The organism is Actinoplanes sp. NPDC051470 (assembly GCF_040682035.1).
In the GTDB taxonomy this organism is placed as follows: domain Bacteria; phylum Actinomycetota; class Actinomycetes; order Mycobacteriales; family Micromonosporaceae; genus Actinoplanes.
The window spans coordinates 239,984-257,061 of record NZ_JBFBAA010000009.1 but is presented as its reverse complement, the minus strand read 5'-3'; the positions used below and the strand labels follow the sequence as shown (position 1 = coordinate 257,061).

Genomic DNA, 17,078 nt, shown 5'->3' with positions numbered 1-17,078 from the left:
CAGCACCCGGGTCGTCGCGCGCCGAGGTGCCGAGTCACTCACCGGCCCGCAGGAGCCGGTCGATCTCCTCGGGCGCCAACGCGGCGATCTCGTCGGCCACCAGCCGCTCCACCTCCGCGGCCTGCTCACTGATCGTCCGATGATCGAAGATCGTCCGGACGGTGACGCCGGCGGCGAACCGCTCCTGGAGCCGGGCGACCAGCCGGGTCGCGCTCATCGACGTTCCGCCGCTCGCGAAGAAGTCGTCGTCGACCCCGATCGCCCGGTGACCGAGGACGTCACACCACAGGGCATGCACCGCCTCCTCGATCTGGTTCCGCGGGGCTCGCGGCGTCCCGGCCGTCGCGACCGGGTCGGGCAGGCGCCGGCGGTCGATCTTTCCGCTGGTGGTCATCGGGAAGGCGGCCAGGACGACGAAGGCGGAGGGAATGAGGTAGCCGGGAAGCAGATCGCGCAGGTGGGCCCGGAGCCCAGCCGGTGTGGGCGGGGTGCCCGCCGCGGTCAGGTAGGCGACCAGCACCGGGCGCCCCTCGGTCGTCCGCGCCACCACCGCCGCGTCGCCCACCTCCGGCATCGACCGCAGAGCCGACTCGATCTCCCCCGGCTCGATCCGATAGCCGTTGATCTTGATCTGATGGTCGCTCCGCCCCAGGTACGCCAGCCCACCGTCGGCGCACCACCTGACCCGGTCCCCCGTGCGGTACATCCGCGCCCCGGGCACGGCCGAGAACGGGTCCGGCAGGAAGGCGCCGCCGGTCAGGGCCGCACGGTGGACGTACCCTCGGGCCACTCCCTCACCGCCGAGGTACAGCTCGCCGGGAACCCCCCGCGGCACCAGACGAAGCGAACCGTCCAGCACATAGGCGGACACCCCGGCGATCGGCCGGCCGATGGAGTTCCGCGGCCACGGAGCGCCCAGCTCGCCGGTCGCCGTGGCCACCACCGTGTTCTCGGTGGGCCCGTAGTGATTCAGCACCGGGACACCCGGATCGTCGGTGGGCCGGGGCCGGAAGAGATCGCCGCCGGTCAGCAGCCTGCGCAGCCTGGTGGTCGCCGCGAGGGGCCGGCCGATCAATTCCTCGGCCACCAGCGTCGGCACGAACGTGGACGTCACCGCCGTCCCGGACAGCCGCCGGACCAGATCGTCCGGGGACCGGACCAGCTCGTCCGGGCAGATGTCGAGCCGGGCGCCGGAGACCAGGGCCGGCCAGATCTCCCAGCCCGCGGCGTCGAACGACGCGCTGGCCGTCTGGGCGGTCACGTCACCCGGTCCGGCTGGATAGGCGGCCAGGTGCCAGCGCAGCAGGTTGTCGAAGGTCCGATGGGTGACGGCGACCCCTTTCGGCCGGCCGCTGGATCCGGACGTGTGCACGACGTAGAGCGCGTTGTCGGGCATCGGGCGCACAGGCTCCGGCACGGCGGACCGCGGGCCCTCCGGGAGGCTCGCGCCGGGAGGAACATGTCGCTCCGCCGGCACCTCCAGCCGGGCGCCGTCGCGGGGTGAACAGATGACCAGCCGCGCCCGAGCATCCGCCACCAGGAACTGGACGCGGGAGACCGGCGACTCGGGATCGACGGGAAGGTAGGCCGCACCGGCCCGGACCACGGCGACCAACGCGACGATCAGATCGATCCCGCGCGGCAGGCAGACCGCCACCACACTCTCCGGTCCGGCGCCACGGGAACGCAGGACCGCGGCCAGCCGGCCCGCGTGCTCGTCGAGTTCCCGGTACGACAACCGCCTCGCTCCCTCGGAGACGGCGCACGCGTCCGGTGTCGCCGCCACCCGCGCCTCGAAACGGCGATCCACCGTCTCCGTGGAGCCGGCCGGCGCCGGGCCCGTGCCCAGCGTCACCAGCTCGCGCTCCTGGCGCGCGGAGAGAACTCGCAGGGTGGACAGTGGCCGATCCGGTTCGGTCCCGGCCGCGTCGAGCAGCCGCACGTAGTGTTCCGCGAACGCCACCATGGTGTTCCCGTCGAACAGCTCGCCGGCGTAGAGGAGCCGTCCGGCCAGCCCGCCGCCGGCCCGCCGAAGATGCAGCTCGGTGTCGAACCGGACGATGGTCTCCGGGAACTCCACCAGGGTGCCCCGCACCCCGGGCAACCGCAGCGCCCCGGCCACCAGGGAGTCGTCGGCCAGTTCGAACCAGTGCTGGAACAGCGGATTGCGGTCCAGACGCCGGTGGACGCCCAGCTCGTCGATGATCCGTTCGAACGGGACGTCCTGGTGGTCGAGCGCGTCGAGGACGGCGCCGCGGACCACCCGGGTCAGGTCGTCCAGGCTGGGATCGCCGGCCAGGTCGGTGCGTACCGCCACGGTGTTGGTGAAGAAGCCGATCGCGTCCTCGACGGCGGCGTCGGTCCGGCCGGCGAACGGCACGCCGACCACCACGTCGGCCTCGTCGGCGTACCAGCCGAGCAGTCGCTGGTACAGGGCCATCGTGACGGTGAACAAGCCGGTCCGATGCCGCTCGGCGACTCGGAGCAGCCGGTCGGTGACCGCCGCCGGCACGGTGAAGTCGTGCTGCTCCCCCTGTGCCGTCCAGACCGCCGGCCGGGGCCGGTCGGTCGGCAGCTCCAGGGTCTCGGGTACGCCGGCCAGCCGCTCCCGCCAGTAGCGCAGCTGCGATCGGATCTCGGGGCTGTCGATCGCCTCGCGCTGCCGGTACGCGAACTCCCCGTACGCCAGCGGAACCGGCACCGCCGGCGGCCTCGCGCCGGCGACGAGCGCTCCGTAGGCGGCCGACAGCTCGCGCTCGAAGATCGGCCGGGAGACGCCGTCGAAGGCGATGTGGTGCACGTGGTAATGGAAGAGCCACGACTCGGGTCCGAGCCGGGCCAGAATCGCCCGCAGCAGCGGGCCGCGGCTCAGGTCGCACGGGGTGGCGAGCAGGCCACGCACCAGCCGCTCGGCGGCCTCGGCGGGCGCCGATCCGGCGCTGAGGTCGTGGTAGGACAACCGGATCGAACCGGCCGGGTCGATCACCGGCCGGGGCTCACCGCCGGTCACCACCACCCGGGTCCGCAGGGGGTGGTGCCGCTCGGCGACAACGCGCAACGCCTCCTGGAGAAGGCCGGGATCCATCGGCCCGGACAGCAGCCAGCTGCGGGGGGAGAGATACCCGGCCCGGCCGGGGTCGACCTGGTCGAGGAACCACAGGCGCTGCTGGGCGAAGGACAGCACCGGCCGGGTCCGCGATTCCTTCGTCGCCGGCGGGCCGGCGCTGTCGTTCCTCATGCCGGTCGCGCCAGTTCTCCGCCGGTCCGCCGGATCTCGGCGGCGAGGGCCGCGACGGTGGGATGCTCGAACACCGACTTCAACGGCAGGTCCGCACCGGTCGCGGCCCGGATCCGGTACGCCACCTGGGTCACCAGCAACGAGTGTCCGCCCAGGCCGAAGAAGCTGAGGTCGACGCTGATCCGATCGACGCCGAGCACGTCCGCGAAGACCTCCGCGATCAGCTGTTCGAGGGCGTCCCGCGGCGCGGTGAAGGCCGGTCCGAACTCCGCCGGCGCCGGCAGGCCCTTGCGGTCGACCTTCCCGGTGCCGGTCAGCGGCAACTCCGGCAGCGGGACGAACGCCTGCGGAATCATGTGGGCCGGGAGCTGCCCGGCCAGCTGATCGCGCAGCTCCGAGGCGGCCGGTGGCTGATCCGCGGCGACGAAGTAGGCCGCCAGCATCGCCGACTCGCCCTCCCCCACCAGGACCACCACCGCCTCGGTCACGTCCGCCCGGGCGCACAGCAGCGCCTCGATCTCGCCCGGCTCGATCCGGTACCCGTGCAGCTTGATCTGGAAGTCGGCACGACCGATGAACTGCAGGACACCGTTCGGGCGCCACCGGCCGAGATCGCCGATCCGGTACATCCGGGCGCCGGGCCGGTCGCTGAAGGGATCGGGCAGGAACGCGGCCGCGGTCAGCGCCGCGCGCCCCAGGTAACCGCGGGCGAGCGGCGGGCCACCCACATAGATCTCACCCGGGACGTTCGGCGGCACCGGCGCCAGGTTCTGGTCCAGGACATAGATCCGGGCGTCCGACATCGGCCGGCCGATCGCCGGGAACTGTGGCCAGGACTCCGCCGGCGACGTCAACCGGGGTGCGGTCACCACGTTGACCTCGGTCGACCCGTAGTGGTTGTCGAGGTATGCCGAGGGCAGCGCGGAGAGCATCTCGCGGACCGCCGGTGTGATGGCGAGACGGTCGCCGGTGGTGATAACCTCGCGCAACGTCGCCACGTCGGACGGACGACCGGCCGTGTGCCGCGCCAGCTGGTCCAGAGCCACCACGGGCAGCAGGACCTTGCTGATCCGCCGGTCCCTGATCAGGTCGGCGAGGGCGGCGACGTCGTACCGCTCATGTTCGGTGGCGATCACCGCGCAGCCGCCCAGCCACCAGGTCGACAGCAGTTCGAGGTAGGCGACGTCCGCCGTGATCGGGAAGTACTGGAGGGCGCACGGCCGCTCGGCATAGTGGTTCACACACCAGTTCAGCAGGGCGATCTGCGGGCCCTGTTGCATCGCGATGCCCTTGGGCCGGCCGGTCGAGCCGGAGGTGTAGATGACGTACAGCAGGCTGTCCGGACCGGCCGGCGCCGATGCCGGATCGACGGTTCCCGCGGCGGGATCACCGGCGATCGGCTCGTCCAGATGCAGCGGCGAAACGCGCTCACCCCAGCCCGCCGATCCCATCGTCGCCGTCACGGCCACCTGGGTCATCACGATCGACGCGCCGGCGTCGGCCAGCATCAGCCGGATCCGGTCGGCGGGATGATCGGGGTCCAGCGGCAGGTAGGCCGCGCCGATCTTGGCGGTGGCCAGCACCCCGACCGCGAGGTTGGCGTCGCGCCGGACGGCGAGCCCGACGACGGACTCGGCGCACACACCCCGGCCGGCCAGAACGGCGGCCAACCGGTCGGCCGCGGCGTCCAGCTCGGCGTAGGTGAGGGTCAGATCACCACATCGGACGGCGGGCTCGTCCGGCGTCTTCGCAACCCAGTCCCGGAAACCGTCCAGAACCGTGCTCCGGTCGGTGCCGCCGGCAGACTGCTGAGCTTCGAGCATGCGATGTCCCCCTGATCGTTGAGAGTGTCGGCGCCGGCGGCCGGACCGTCAGCACGAGAACGTGACGGGCAGCCGTCGAGGCCCCCGCAGCATCGGTCCGTAGGCCCAGACGACATCGTCGGGCCGGACATCGAGACTGAGGTCCGGCAGCCGGCGGAAGAGGGTCTCGAGTGCCACCTCCCCTTCCAGCCGTGCCAGCTGCGCTCCCAGGCACAGGTGCGTCCCATGCCCGAAGGCCACGTTCCCGCGGGCGTCACGGTCGGCGCGGAACTCGTCCGGCTGCTCGAAACGCTCCGGGTCGCGGTTGGCCGCGGCCAGCGAGATCAGCACCGAGTCGCCCTTGGCGATCGGGACGCCGCCGATCTCGAGATCCTCGCTCGCATAGCGGTACGCGGACGCCTGCACCGGCGAGTCGTACCGCAGCACCTCGTTCACCACGGCCGCCCAGGAGACGCGCCCCTCGCGGACCGCGGCGAGCTGATCGGGGTGCTGGAGGAGGCGCAGGACGGCGCAGCCGAGGAACTGCACGGTCGTCACGTGCCCGGCGCCGAGCACCGACAGGATCATGCTGTGCAGCTCGTTCTCGTCGCGCAGGTCGCCGGACTCGAACCCGCGGATCAGGTGAGCGGCCACATCGTCGCCCGGGTTGACGCGCTTGTAGTCGGCGAGGCGCTTGACGTAGTCCACCAGCGCGGTGAGCGCCGGCACGTCGATCGGCTGGGTCATCCCGGCGCGGTAGAACAGATCCAGGCAGCGCGCCGGCGCCTCCCGTTCCGAGGCCGGCACGCCCAGCACCTCGTGGATGATGCCGACCGGCACCGGTAGCGAGAACGAGCTCACCAGGTCAACGGCGCCCGATCCGGCGAACGAGTCGATCGCTTCGTCGGCGATCCGCTGCACCATGCCGCGCATGCGTTCCACCGCGCCCGGGCTGAACGCCCCGGCCACGAGGCGCCGCAGCCGCGCGTGTTCCGGACGGTCGAGGTCGAGCAGGCCACGGGCCGGATCCCACTCGCCACTGCCGAACGGCGCCGGCGGGGCGCTGGAGTTCCGGTCGTCATTGCTCAGCCGGGTGTCGGCCAGGCTGGCCCGCACCAGATCGTAGGACGTCACCAACCAGGTCGTCCCGGCCGCGTACGGGCTGAAGACGGGGCTGACCGGCGCGTGCTCGCGCATCCAGGCGTAGTTCGGATAGGGATCCGGGTCGCTCTTCTCCCTGGGCTGCCCCGTCGGGTGAGCATCTGCGATGCCGGTCATCGTCCGCGCTTCCTCTCTTGTGCCGCTACAAAGACCTGCGGGGCGCGGCTCATGCCGGAACCGCCTCGGCCACCGCGTCGTCCATCGCCGCGCCGAGCAGACTCAGCAGTTCCTCCGGCGCGGTCAGGAAGGCGTGATGGCCGCCGGCGAGCACCGCGCTGCGTACGTCACCGGGACGGGCGTACTCCGCCCAACCGGTCATCAGCGCCGGCCGCACCTCGTCGTCCTGTTCCCAGCCGAGCACCTGGATCACGGACGGCAGCACCACCGGCGACGGCAGCCGATAGGCGCGGTTCGCCGCGATGTCCGACTTCAGCGTGCTCAGTCCCAGCTCCAGCAGGTCCGGATGTGGCGTTCCGCCCATGGCGACGACGAAGGCGCTGAGCTCGTCGGTCAGCTCGTCGTCGGTGAGATGCAGGAACCGGCCGTACGGGCCGTCATGCGGAGCGACCTGGGACGAGATGAACAACCTTGCGGGAACCGGCAGGTCGCGCCGGGCGAGGAGCAGGGCCGTGGCGAAGGCCGGCAGGGCGCCGCCGCAGTGACCGAAGAAGCCGAACGGCCGGTCCAGGTAGGGCCGGAGACCGTCGACGAGATCCTCGGCGAGCTTCTCATAGGTGCCGTAGTGGGGCTCCCGCACCCGGTTCTCCCGGGCCGGCAACTGGACCCGGCAGACCTCGGTGTCGCCGATCCGTCCCGGCCACCGCTTGTACATCGACGCGCCCACCCCGGAGTACGGGAAACAGAACAACCGCGCCGGAGCATCGGGGTCGGGTCGGCGTAACAGCCAGCGCTTGGGACGCTCCGCGGAAACCATGGCTCGCCTCGCTCTCGGGCTCGAAGGGTCGATCTCAGGACGTCGGGAAGGTCAGCGGACCGCCGGTGGACAGCGCGTCGGCCAGGTCTCCGGCACCGCTCTCGCGCAGGTCTGCGGTGACCGGGAGACGCTTGATCCCGGCCACGAAGTTGGACGCCAGATGCTCGACCGGCCCGGCGATCCGGAACTCGGCCACCCCGGCGACGACCTCCTCGAAGAAGACCCGGAGCGCGATCCGGGCCAGCGGGGCGCCCACGCAGTAGTGCGGCCCGAAGCCGAAGGCGACATGCCGGTTCGGCGTACGGCCGACATCGAACCGGAAGGGATCCTCGAAGATCCGTTCGTCACGGTTGGCCGAGCCGAGCCAGGCGACCAGCGCTTCACCCTCGGCGATCGGCGTTCCGCCCAGAACCGTGTCGTGCACGGCGTGCCGCAGGAAGTGGTTGGCCGGCGAGGACCACCGCAACCCCTCCTCCACCGCGGACGGCACCAGCGCCGGATCCGCCGTCAGGCGCCGGTACTCGCCGGGGTTCTCGGCGAAGGCGAGCACGGTGCCGGCGATCGCGTGCGGTGTGGTCACATTGGCGCCCAGCAGCAGGCTGTAGCAGTTGTAGACGATCTCGTCGAGCTCCAGCGGCCGCCCCGAGACCTCCATCCGCAGCAGGAAGCCGACGAGGTCGTCGCGATCGTCCGCGGTCACCGCCCGGACGTGCCGGGCGAAGTAGTCGAACAGTTCGTGATGGGCGGCCACCAGCGTGCCCCGGCTGCTTCCCTCCCGGAACGACGGGTCGTCGGCGGCGATGGCCATCGTGGTGAGCCGGGTCAGCCGGGGCCAGTCCGGCTCGGGCAACCCCATGAGAGCGCCGGTGAAGGCCATCGGGAAGCCCGCGCCGGCCGCCGCGAGATCGAGCTCACCGCCGCCGGCCAGCGGGGCGAGCATCCGCCGGGCCAACCGGCGGATCTCCGGCATCCGGCCCTTGAGGGAACGATGCGAGAGCACCTTCATGAGCGGCTCCCGCATGGCGGTGTGCACCGGTGGGTCGCTCGCCGCCATCATCTTCCCACCGGCCGGGTCCGTGCCGCCGAGGATGGACAGCAGGGTTCCCCGCTGCGACGTGAACCGCGTGTGGTCGCGCAGCACCTCATTGACCTCGTCGTACGTGGTCACCGACCAGAACGACCGGCCGTCCGGCATCGTCTGCCGATGCACCGGCGACCGCTCACGCATGGCCGTCCAGATCGGGTGCGGGTCACCCGAGGCGTACAGCCCCGGGTCGAAAAGATCCACCGTCGCCAGGTCGACGGACTCCTGGCCGGACGGCACGCTGAGCCTCATTCCTCGCGTCCCTCTCGTTCGTCGGTCGAGGCAGCCAGCACGACCCAGCTCGCGGTGGCCCGGGCGAGCAGCTCGCCGGTCGTGTCGTAGAGGGCGCCGGCGTTCCTCAGCACCCGGCCGTTGCGCTCGCGCAGGGTGGAGACGATGACGTACGGCGTGCCCACCGCCGGCAGCCGATCGACGACGGCCGACATCCGGTTGAGCAGCATCGGATTCGCGGCCGGATCGGTGATCCAGCCGCCCGGGCAATCCAGCGCGGCCCAGACGATCTCGGCCGGGACGACGCCGCCCCGGCCGAGTCCGGGATGCGGGATCCATCGGCAGGCCACCGTGTCCGGCACACTCTCCAGGCGGCCGGGCGCGAGGCGCAGACCGTCGCCCTCGTCCCGTCGCGGCCCACACGCGAAACAGGTCGGGAAGGGGTGCCGGCCGCGCCCCGCGAACCCGGCCGACGCGCGCTCGGCGGCCTCGGGCGTCACGAAGGCGGGCGGCTCGACGACCGGCGGCCCGGCCGTGGCCACCATGGCCAGCAACCGGTCACCGACCGTCAACCGGGATCTCGGTGTGCCCCGCTCGAACCGTAGCGGCGTCTCCAGCGGCGGCGGCTCCAGCAACGTCACCACCGCGTTCGGACCGTGCTGGGCGGCGCTCATCGACGCCAGCCGGCCGCACAGATAGCCACCGTGCGCCGAGCCGGCCGGTCCGTTGAACCGCCGCGGGACGACGAGCGCGGCACAGTCCGCGGTCATGGGGTTCCCGCTCGGTCCGGACCGAGCGGGACGGGCCCCGCCGATGGCGTGACAGCGCTCGCCCCGGGCTCGGATCGGGACTGACCGGCCGACCACACGGCGTCGTCCACGACCAGCGCGAAGGCTCGGACCGTCGTGGCGTCGAAGATGCTCCGCGCCGGGATACGGACGTCGAACGCCGCGCGTACCCGGGCGATCATGCGCATGGCCAGCAGCGACTGGCCGCCCAGAGCGACGAAGTCCGCCGACCGGCCGAGCCCGGTGACGCCGAACAGCGACTCCCAGATCTCCGCGATCTTCCGCTCGGACGCGGTGCGCGGCGGCTCGTGCGGCTCGGCCTCCTGGGCCGTGGGCCGCGTCGCCGCCTCCTCCTCCGCCGAGAGGCGCAGCAGCTCCCGGCGGTCGATCTTGCCGCTGGCCAGCCTCGGCAGGTCGGTGTGGAAAGCGAACGTGCCGGGTACGGCGGCCGACAGCACGTGGTCGGCGAGAAAGCGACGCAGATCCGCCGCCTTCGGTGGCTCCGACAGCGGCACCACGTGAGCGGCGAGGGACATCCGTTCACCCACGCCGGGTACGGCCACCACGGCCGCCTGGGCGATCCCCGGGTGCTGCACCAGCGCGTGCTCGACGTCGGAGGGCTCGATCCGTACGCCGCGGATCTTCACCTGATGGTCGACCCGCCCCAGAAATTCCATCACCCCGTCCGGGCGACGGCTGACCAGATCGCCGGTGCGGTACAGCCGGGCGCCCGGCACACCGGAGAACGGATCCGGCCGGAAGGCCGCCGCCGTCGCGCCGCCCGAGGCACCGTAACCCCAGGCGAGGCACACCCCACCGACATGGAGTTCGCCCGGTACGCCGTCCGGTACGGGCTCGCCACGGTCGTCCAGCACATGGGCGGAGACTCCGTCGATGGGCCGCCCGATCGGCACCGCGTCAGCGTCGGTGTCACCGGGCCGCAACGGCCAGGTGAGGATGTCGATACACGCCTCGGTGGGGCCGTACTGGTTGAACACCTGGCCGGACGAGGCCGCGAACACCTCACCCACGAGGTCACCGGTGAGCCGCTCCCCCGCGATCAGCACGTTGCGCAGCCCGGCCAAGCCGGGCCCACCGCCGCCGGCCAGGAACTCCCGCAGCAGCGACGGCACGAAATGCATCACGGTGACGTCGTGCCGGACCACCAGATCCGCCAGCTTCTCCGGCTCGGCCTCGATGCCGGGCGGCGCCACCAGCAGCGTGGAGCCGAAGCAGAGCGGAGCGAACACCACCCAGAACGTGCAGTCGAAGACCAGCGAACCGTAGTAGGCCACCACGTCATCCGGTCCCAGCGGATAACGCGTCTGTCCCCAGGCGAACCGGTTGGCGACCGCCGAGTGCGGGATGAGGACCGGCTTGGGCCGTCCGAGCGAACCCGAGGTGTGCAGAACGTAGGCCAGCGTCCCGGGCGCCTGGTTCGAGGGGCCGGCGCCGACGTCGGACCCGCCGGGCCGTCCGAGATCGTCCAGTGCGACCGCGTCCGGCAGGACCGCCCGTCCTTCCTCGTCGGCCACCGCCAGGGCCGGCCGGAGCCGCTCGACGCTGCGCCGGGTCGTGGCCGCGGCGGCGCGCACGTCGAACGGGGCGATGGCCGCGCCGGCCGCGAACACGCCCAGCGCCGTCACCACCTGCCGCACGGAGCGCTCGGCACAGATCGCGACCACCGAGCCCGGGGTCACGCCCAGCCCTCGCAGCGCGGAGCCGATCCGCTCCGCCTCGGCGATCAGGCCGGCGAACGTCACGCGGTCGAGACCATCGGTGATCGCGATGGCATCGGGCTGCGAATCGGCCACCGCCCGCACCATCTCCCACACCGATTCCTCGCCGGGAGTTCGAATGTTCACCTATGCACCTCCTGTGCCGATGGCCGGATGTCCGGTCATCGCGCGGCTGCCGACGTTAATACGAGGGCGGCAGGAATTGGCCGGAAATAAATGCGCTGATCGGCGCGGAAAAGGCTCGCCGGGAAGTCCGTGCAATCAATGCCGGACGAGCCGAGTCTAGTGGGATCCATCGAGTCATCGCCATTGTCCCGCCGGCGAGACAATGCGCGGGATCAGGGACCTTGACGCTCTATTCGGTATCCATTACTTTACGGCGCCATGGCTCCGGGCCGGTCAGCGCCGCGGGGCCGCCTCGGCGGGCTCGTCCGCCGGCGCCGGACGGCTCCGCAGCCCGCGCACCGCCGGCATCGTCAGCACGAGCGAGTTGGCCAGCAACTGCCAGAGCACACCGACCGCGAGGACGGCCGAGATGCTGGTCGCTTCGGCGATGGGGCCGGCCAGCGCCAGCCCGAGCGGACCGACCGAATAGGCGCCGAAGGCCACATAGGACATCACCCGGGAGATCGCCTCGCTCGGCACATGCTGCTGGATGGTGGTCATCCAGAGCCCGTTGAAGACCGAGTTGGCGACGCCGGCCGGAATCGCGGCCAGGCACACCACGATCAGCGGGGCGTGCAGGGCGAGGGCCGCGGACGGCGCCGCCCAGGCGAAGGTGACGATGGTGGTGACGACCAGAGGACGCTGCGGACGCCGGCCGAGCAGGAACAGGCCGCCGACGATCGAGCCGGCGCCGTACAGCGCCACGATGGTGCCCCAGGCGCCCGCCCCGCCGTAGCTGCGATCCGCGCTGGGCGGCCCCAGCACCAGGTACGGCGCCCAGACCACCAGGTTGAAGAAGGTGAACTGGAGGGTGACCGTCCAGAGCCACGGATAGGACCAGAACAGCCGCCAGCCCGAGCGCAGGTCATGCAGCACCGACGAGGTGAACTTCGGCCGGGTGTCGGCGAGCCGCAGGATCAGGAGCGACGCGATGCTCGGCAGATAGCTGAGTGCGTCCACCACCAGCACGACACTCGGGCTGGTGAGGGCGACCAGGACACCGGCCAGCGCCGGACCGCCGACGTTCGCCATCGACTGGCACAGACCCAGAAGCGCGTTCGCCTCCTGGAGGCGGCCGGGCGACACCAGCGAGGGCACCAGCCCGTCGAAGGACGGGCGGAAGACCGCTTCGCCGAGCCCGCCGACGCCGACCAGGACCAGCAACGCCCAGAGCGGCGGTGCTCCCACGATGAACAGGACGGCGACCGCGCCCTGGGTGAGGGCGCGCAGGAAGTCGGCATACAACATCACCGTCCGCCGCGGAAGCCGGTCGCCCAGCACGCCGCCACCGATGAGGAAGAGGACCATCGGCACGATCCGGGCGGCCAGCACGAGGCTGAGGTCGGTGAGCGAACCGCCGTCGTGGAGAACCGCGAACGCCAGGGCGACCGTGGCCATCGAGGTTCCGAAAGCCGACGTGGAGTAACCGAGGAGGAAGACCCGGAAGTTGCGTTCCCTCAGCACCTCGAGTTTTCCCCGGATGGCCTGTCCCCTGCTCAGTGGCTTCAACCTCTCCCGCGGCAGTCACGACAATCCCGCCAGGCTGTCATACACGGACAGACCTGGGCAAGCCGTGTCTCGCCGGCGGGACGGAGCTCAGGGCGCAGCCGTCCCCCAGTCGACCAGAATCGTCCGGAGCTGGTCGGCGGAGAAGATCGGGACCTCGGAGATCCGCTGGTGGGGATTCACCGCGACGGCGGCGAGGAAAGCCTGGTAATGGTCCACAAAGGTCCGCGCGGTTTCGTCCTCGAGCAGATCCCGCGCATAGAGCAGCCGCCCGCCGAGGCCGCCGCCGGACTCCTCGTTCAGGTGCAGTTCCAGATCGAACCGGGTCCGGACCCGGCCCTCGTTGAAGAAGCTGGCCTCGACCTGGCCCAGGCCCAGCAGCCCCGACGCGGCGTCGGTCGAGCCGCCGGACAGGTCGAACCACACCTGGAAGAGCGGATTACGGCCGAGATCCCGGGGCGGCGCCACCTCCTGGACGATGCGATCGAAGGGGACGTCCTGATGCTCGTGGGCCTCCAACATCGTTTCCCGGGTACGCCGGAGCAGCTCGGCGAACGAGGGGTCGTCACCGAGGTCCGCGTGGATCGGCAGCGAGTTCGCGAAGAAGCCGATCAGCCCCTCGAACCTGACCTGGGTACGCCCGTTGAAGGGACAGCCGACGATGACATCGGCGCTGGCGGTGTACCGGGAGAGCAGCCCTTGGAACGCCGCCAGGCCGGTCATGAAGAGGGACGCCTGACCCGCCTCGGTCAGCTCCCGGAGGTCGGCGGCGACCGCACCGGGTACCGCGACCGGAACAGCACCGGCCCGATAGGTCGGCGTCGCCGGGCGGTCGTGGTCGGCCGGCAGCTCGAGGATCGACGGCACCCCCCGCAGACGCTCCCGCCAGTGCCGCGCCTCGGCGTCGAGACGGGGCCCGGCCATGGACCGGTGCTGCCAGACGGCGTAGTCGGCATATTGCGCCGGCAGCGGGGCCAGGCCGGGCTCGAGGTGCTGGACGTAGGCGGCGTAGGCGGCGGAGACCTCGCCGGCCCAGACCTCCAGCGACTCCCGGTCGAACAGGGTGTGGTGCACCACCAGCCCCAGGACGTGGTCGGCCGGGCCGAGCTTCGCCAGCCACGTCCGGAACAACGGTCCCCGGTCCAGATCGAACTGGGTGTCGGCGGCCGCCCGGGCCAGCGCACGGGCCCCTTCGGAGGGATCGTCCCCGGCCGACAGGTCGTGCCGCTCCAGGCCGCGCGGCGGCGCTTCCGAGACCACCTGGTACGGCTCCGCGTCCCCATCGGCCTCGAAGTGCGTCCGCAGGACGTCATGGCGGCGGGCCACGAACCGCACCGCGCTGTCCAGCGCGTCCGGGTCGAGGGGACCGCTGAGCCGGTACGAGGCGGCCACGTTGTAGGCGAGACTGCCCTGGGTGAGCCGATCGATGAACCAGAGCCGGCGCTGAGCCAGCGACAGTGGCGGCCGCCGCGGCGCGGCCTCCGCCACCGTCGGCGCCGCGGTCACCGCGCCCTCCAGTCGCCTCCTGAGCAGCTCTCGGGCCTCCTGGGTCAATTCCTGAGGTTCCTGACGCGCCACTGTCGACAACCCTTCGGTCACACGGTCGAATTGCGTACGGAAATCGCCATTATCAGAAACGGCATCCCCGCCGACGCTATAGCAGGCGCGACTCCGACTCAACCTAGGATACTGTTGTCGACTTCACCGGACACCGCCCCTACACTTCATTTCGGAGGTGTTCGAGTGACGTCGACAGTCAATACGGAAAACGATCAGGAACGCACCTACAAGGTCGTGCTCAACGAGGAAGAGCAGTACTCCATCTGGCCGGACGACCGCGAGATTCCCACGGGGTGGCGCCCATCGGGATTCACCGGCGGCAAGGACGATTGCCTGCAACACATCGACCAGGTGTGGACGGATATCACTCCACTCAGCGTGCGCCGCCGGTTGGCGGACACCCGGTAGCGGTTCCGGTTCCGGCACGGCGGCTGCCTCGCCTGGCCGCCCGGGGCGGGTGACCCCAGGAGGCCATCGAGAGGGCCGCCGCCGTGACCGGATCCGCCCCCCGCCCGTTCACGCCAGCTTCGCTTCCACGGAGGTGGGTGTCGGGTCAGACCGCGACGGCGCCGGCCCGGCCTTCCTCGAGCACGATGCCGGCGGCGGTGTCGAGGCTCGCGATGATCCAGCTCTCCAGGCTGCACGCGGCCCGGTCGGCGGCCGCCCGCCATCGGTCGAGCCGCGCCTGCTCGGCCTCGATCCTGGGTAGCGAGACCTGCCTTTCGCTTTCGCCGCCGCCGCGGCGCTTCGCTTTGACGTGTGACCGCAGCTTGTTCCTGGACCACCGGCTCTCTTCGGCACGGCTCAGCCAGTAGTCCTGTTCGTCGTCCAGCTGCCCGGCGACCTCGGCGTGGTGCTGGAAGCTGAGCGCCGGCCGCCGCCGGTCCATCGTGAACCGGCGAGCGACCCAGGCGTAGTTGCGCAACGTCTGGTATTCCAGGCCGACCGCCTCGACGGCCCGGCGGTAGCGGTCGCCGTACTCGCGTTCACCGTGGATCAGCCAGTCACCGAGACACCAGGCCGACGAATCGACGACGTCCGCGAGGCGCTGCCCCGCGCGTTCCCAGCTCTCGTACGTGAGGCCGCCCGGAATGCGCAGGCCCACCCGGGTGACCAGCACCGGGCTCCCGTCCTCCTCGGTACACACCGCCCGGCCGTCGCGAACCGGTCTCGACGTCCCCGCCGGCGCCTTGGCCGACAGCCCCCGTGCTGTTGTCGTCAACGCTTGCCCCTTCCGTGACAGAACGTACCGAGCGACGATTTCTCAGGCTCATGCCAACGATTTCCGGCTGATCTAGCGCAGCGTTCAATTCACCGCGGGACATCAATGATTAAAAGTCCGGGCCGACCGATGGCACACACTTACGGCTCAGGCAGATCGGGCCTGAGTAAACCATCGCGAACGGGGCCAAGATTACCACCCGTACGGATGATGTCCATCCCGTCGTGATCTGATGCGAACCGGCGCAATGGCGGATTACCGTACGTGTTTAGAGCCGCGGAAGTGCGACTGATCGAGTGGCGGACGCGGTAACAACAGGCAACATCGCCGATGGCGGCGCATCGATCTGACAGACCCTTCGACCAGCCCGTCGGACATCGATGCTTGTGACTTCAAGGAATCGTTCTGTCACGTCGGGTAACTACTGCCCTCCTGGATCGTCCCGAGGGCGACGAGAAGAGTCACGCTGTGACAGCGTCCCGGCCCAGAGCCTGACCGCGGTGGGCAGCGGCCAGCGACTCCAAGCGCGACACGCCCAGGGACGACGGCAGGTCGTCGGCCGGCTCAGCCACCCGGGCGACGACCGCGGTTCGGTCCACCCAGCCCGGCGGCCACCCTTGCGCTCGTTCGCATTCCGTCCCATGCCGCATAAGGAACGCCGTCCGATTATCCTGCGGATCTTTCGACCGGTAGCGCGATGGCCATTCCTTCTCTTGAACAGGGGCGCCACCACAACGGCCGCGTCGGCCGCGACCGATTCTTGATGGAATTCGGAGAGGTGTAGGTCGGAGATGAGCCGGGCGATGTCGTCGTCCGGGCCACCGAAGTGCTCCAGAGCGGCCCAGTCGGGCATACGCTGCGGAGATGACGGTGATCGCGAAGGTGGCGGCCATTCTCGACGCCTTCACCGCGGACGATCGCGGCCTGGGGTTCGCGGAGTTGCAGCGGCGTACCGGCCTGCCGAAGGCGACGCTGCACCGGCTGACCGCCGAGCTGGTCGTGGCCCGGCTGCTCGACCGGGTGAACGGGCGGTTCCACCTCAGCGGGCATCTGTTCACGCTGGGCATGCGCGCCTCGGTCGAGCGCGGCCTGCTCGAGGTGGCGACGCCCTTCCTCGAGGACCTCTACGAACGTACCCACGAGACGGTCCATCTGGGTCTGCGTGAGGGCGCCGAGGTGGTCTACGTGGCCAAGGTGAGCGGCCACCGCCAGGCGCGGGCGCCGTCGCGGCTCGGCGGGCGCCTCCCCTTGCACGCCACCGCGATCGGCAAGGCGCTGCTCGCCTTCGCGCCGGACGCCGTCCGCGCCGAGGTGCTGGCGGCGCCGCTGGCCCGGCTGGCACCGCGGACCGTGACCTCGCCGGCTCTGCTGCGCCGCCAGCTCGACCGGGCGGCCGAGACGGGGGTGACCTTCGAGGCGGAGGAGTCCGCGGTCGGCATCGTCTGCGTCGGCGCTCCGATCCTGGACGCCGACGATCTGGCGGTGGCCGCGGTCAGCGTCGCCGGGCCGGTCGGGCGCTTCCAGCCGCGGCAGCACCTGGGCCCGGTGAAGGCCGCGGCGGCCGGCATCGCGGCCGTCCTGGCTCGGCGCGCCACCTTGAGTTCCGGATAGCGGAACAAAAAGCTGGTGAGCGCGCCGACCGGCCGGG

General features: G+C 71.2%; 12 protein-coding genes. 2 read left to right on the top strand and 10 right to left on the bottom strand.

The genetic code is table 11. The features are described 5' to 3' along the window. Positions 1-34: 34 nt before the first annotated feature. The 9 genes from AB0M54_RS18725 to AB0M54_RS18685 all read right to left on the bottom strand — a co-directional run bounded on the left by AB0M54_RS18725 (position 35) and on the right by AB0M54_RS18685 (position 14,226). The gene (locus tag AB0M54_RS18725) at positions 35-3,238 is read right to left on the bottom strand and encodes an amino acid adenylation domain-containing protein (RefSeq protein ID WP_364472663.1); all 3,204 of its coding nucleotides are present in this window, start codon (positions 3,236-3,238) and stop codon (positions 35-37) included. After that, positions 3,235-5,061, bottom strand: a complete 1,827-nt coding sequence (locus tag AB0M54_RS18720) for a non-ribosomal peptide synthetase (protein ID WP_364472661.1) — start codon at positions 5,059-5,061, stop codon at positions 3,235-3,237. Before AB0M54_RS18720 ends, AB0M54_RS18725 begins: the two co-directional genes overlap by 4 nt. Before the next feature lie 48 nt (positions 5,062-5,109). Further along, a complete protein-coding gene (locus tag AB0M54_RS18715; protein ID WP_364472659.1) occupies positions 5,110-6,318 on the bottom strand; it encodes a cytochrome P450 in 1,209 nt (402 codons plus the stop codon). Between the two features lie 49 nt (positions 6,319-6,367). Continuing rightward, positions 6,368-7,135, bottom strand: a complete 768-nt coding sequence (locus tag AB0M54_RS18710) for a thioesterase domain-containing protein (RefSeq protein ID WP_364324801.1) — start codon at positions 7,133-7,135, stop codon at positions 6,368-6,370. A 34-nt stretch (positions 7,136-7,169) separates the two neighbouring features. After that, positions 7,170-8,471: a cytochrome P450 gene (locus AB0M54_RS18705; protein ID WP_364472657.1), complete on the bottom strand. Its 1,302-nt coding sequence runs from the start codon at positions 8,469-8,471 to the stop codon at positions 7,170-7,172. Next, positions 8,468-9,220 (bottom strand): hypothetical protein, encoded by a 753-nt coding sequence (locus AB0M54_RS18700; protein WP_364324795.1) that lies wholly within the window; start codon positions 9,218-9,220, stop codon positions 8,468-8,470. The genes AB0M54_RS18705 and AB0M54_RS18700 overlap by 4 nt, the downstream gene beginning before the upstream one ends. Then, on the bottom strand, positions 9,217-11,103 hold the full coding sequence (locus tag AB0M54_RS18695; protein WP_364324792.1) for a non-ribosomal peptide synthetase: 1,887 nt from the start codon (positions 11,101-11,103) through the stop codon (positions 9,217-9,219). Before AB0M54_RS18695 ends, AB0M54_RS18700 begins: the two co-directional genes overlap by 4 nt. A 273-nt stretch (positions 11,104-11,376) precedes the next feature. Next, the gene (locus tag AB0M54_RS18690; protein WP_364472655.1) at positions 11,377-12,606 is read right to left on the bottom strand and encodes an MFS transporter; all 1,230 of its coding nucleotides are present in this window, start codon (positions 12,604-12,606) and stop codon (positions 11,377-11,379) included. A 132-nt stretch (positions 12,607-12,738) separates the two neighbouring features. Continuing rightward, positions 12,739-14,226 carry a condensation domain-containing protein gene (locus AB0M54_RS18685; protein ID WP_364472653.1) on the bottom strand — a complete coding sequence of 496 codons (1,488 nt, stop codon included), beginning with the start codon at positions 14,224-14,226 and terminating at the stop codon, positions 12,739-12,741. A 165-nt stretch (positions 14,227-14,391) separates the two neighbouring features. On the opposite strand from AB0M54_RS18685, the gene AB0M54_RS18680 reads away from it, so the two are divergent. Further along, positions 14,392-14,616, top strand: a complete 225-nt coding sequence (locus AB0M54_RS18680) for an MbtH family protein (RefSeq protein WP_364324783.1) — start codon at positions 14,392-14,394, stop codon at positions 14,614-14,616. A gap of 145 nt (positions 14,617-14,761) precedes the next feature. Here AB0M54_RS18680 and AB0M54_RS18675 read toward each other — a convergent pair whose 3' ends face one another. Further along, positions 14,762-15,430 carry an LmbU family transcriptional regulator gene (locus AB0M54_RS18675; RefSeq protein WP_364472651.1) on the bottom strand — a complete coding sequence of 223 codons (669 nt, stop codon included), beginning with the start codon at positions 15,428-15,430 and terminating at the stop codon, positions 14,762-14,764. 864 nt (positions 15,431-16,294) lie between these two features. On the opposite strand from AB0M54_RS18675, the gene AB0M54_RS18670 reads away from it, so the two are divergent. Continuing rightward, positions 16,295-17,041, top strand: a complete 747-nt coding sequence (locus AB0M54_RS18670) for an IclR family transcriptional regulator (RefSeq protein WP_364324774.1) — start codon at positions 16,295-16,297, stop codon at positions 17,039-17,041. The last annotated feature ends 37 nt before the right edge of the window (positions 17,042-17,078 follow it).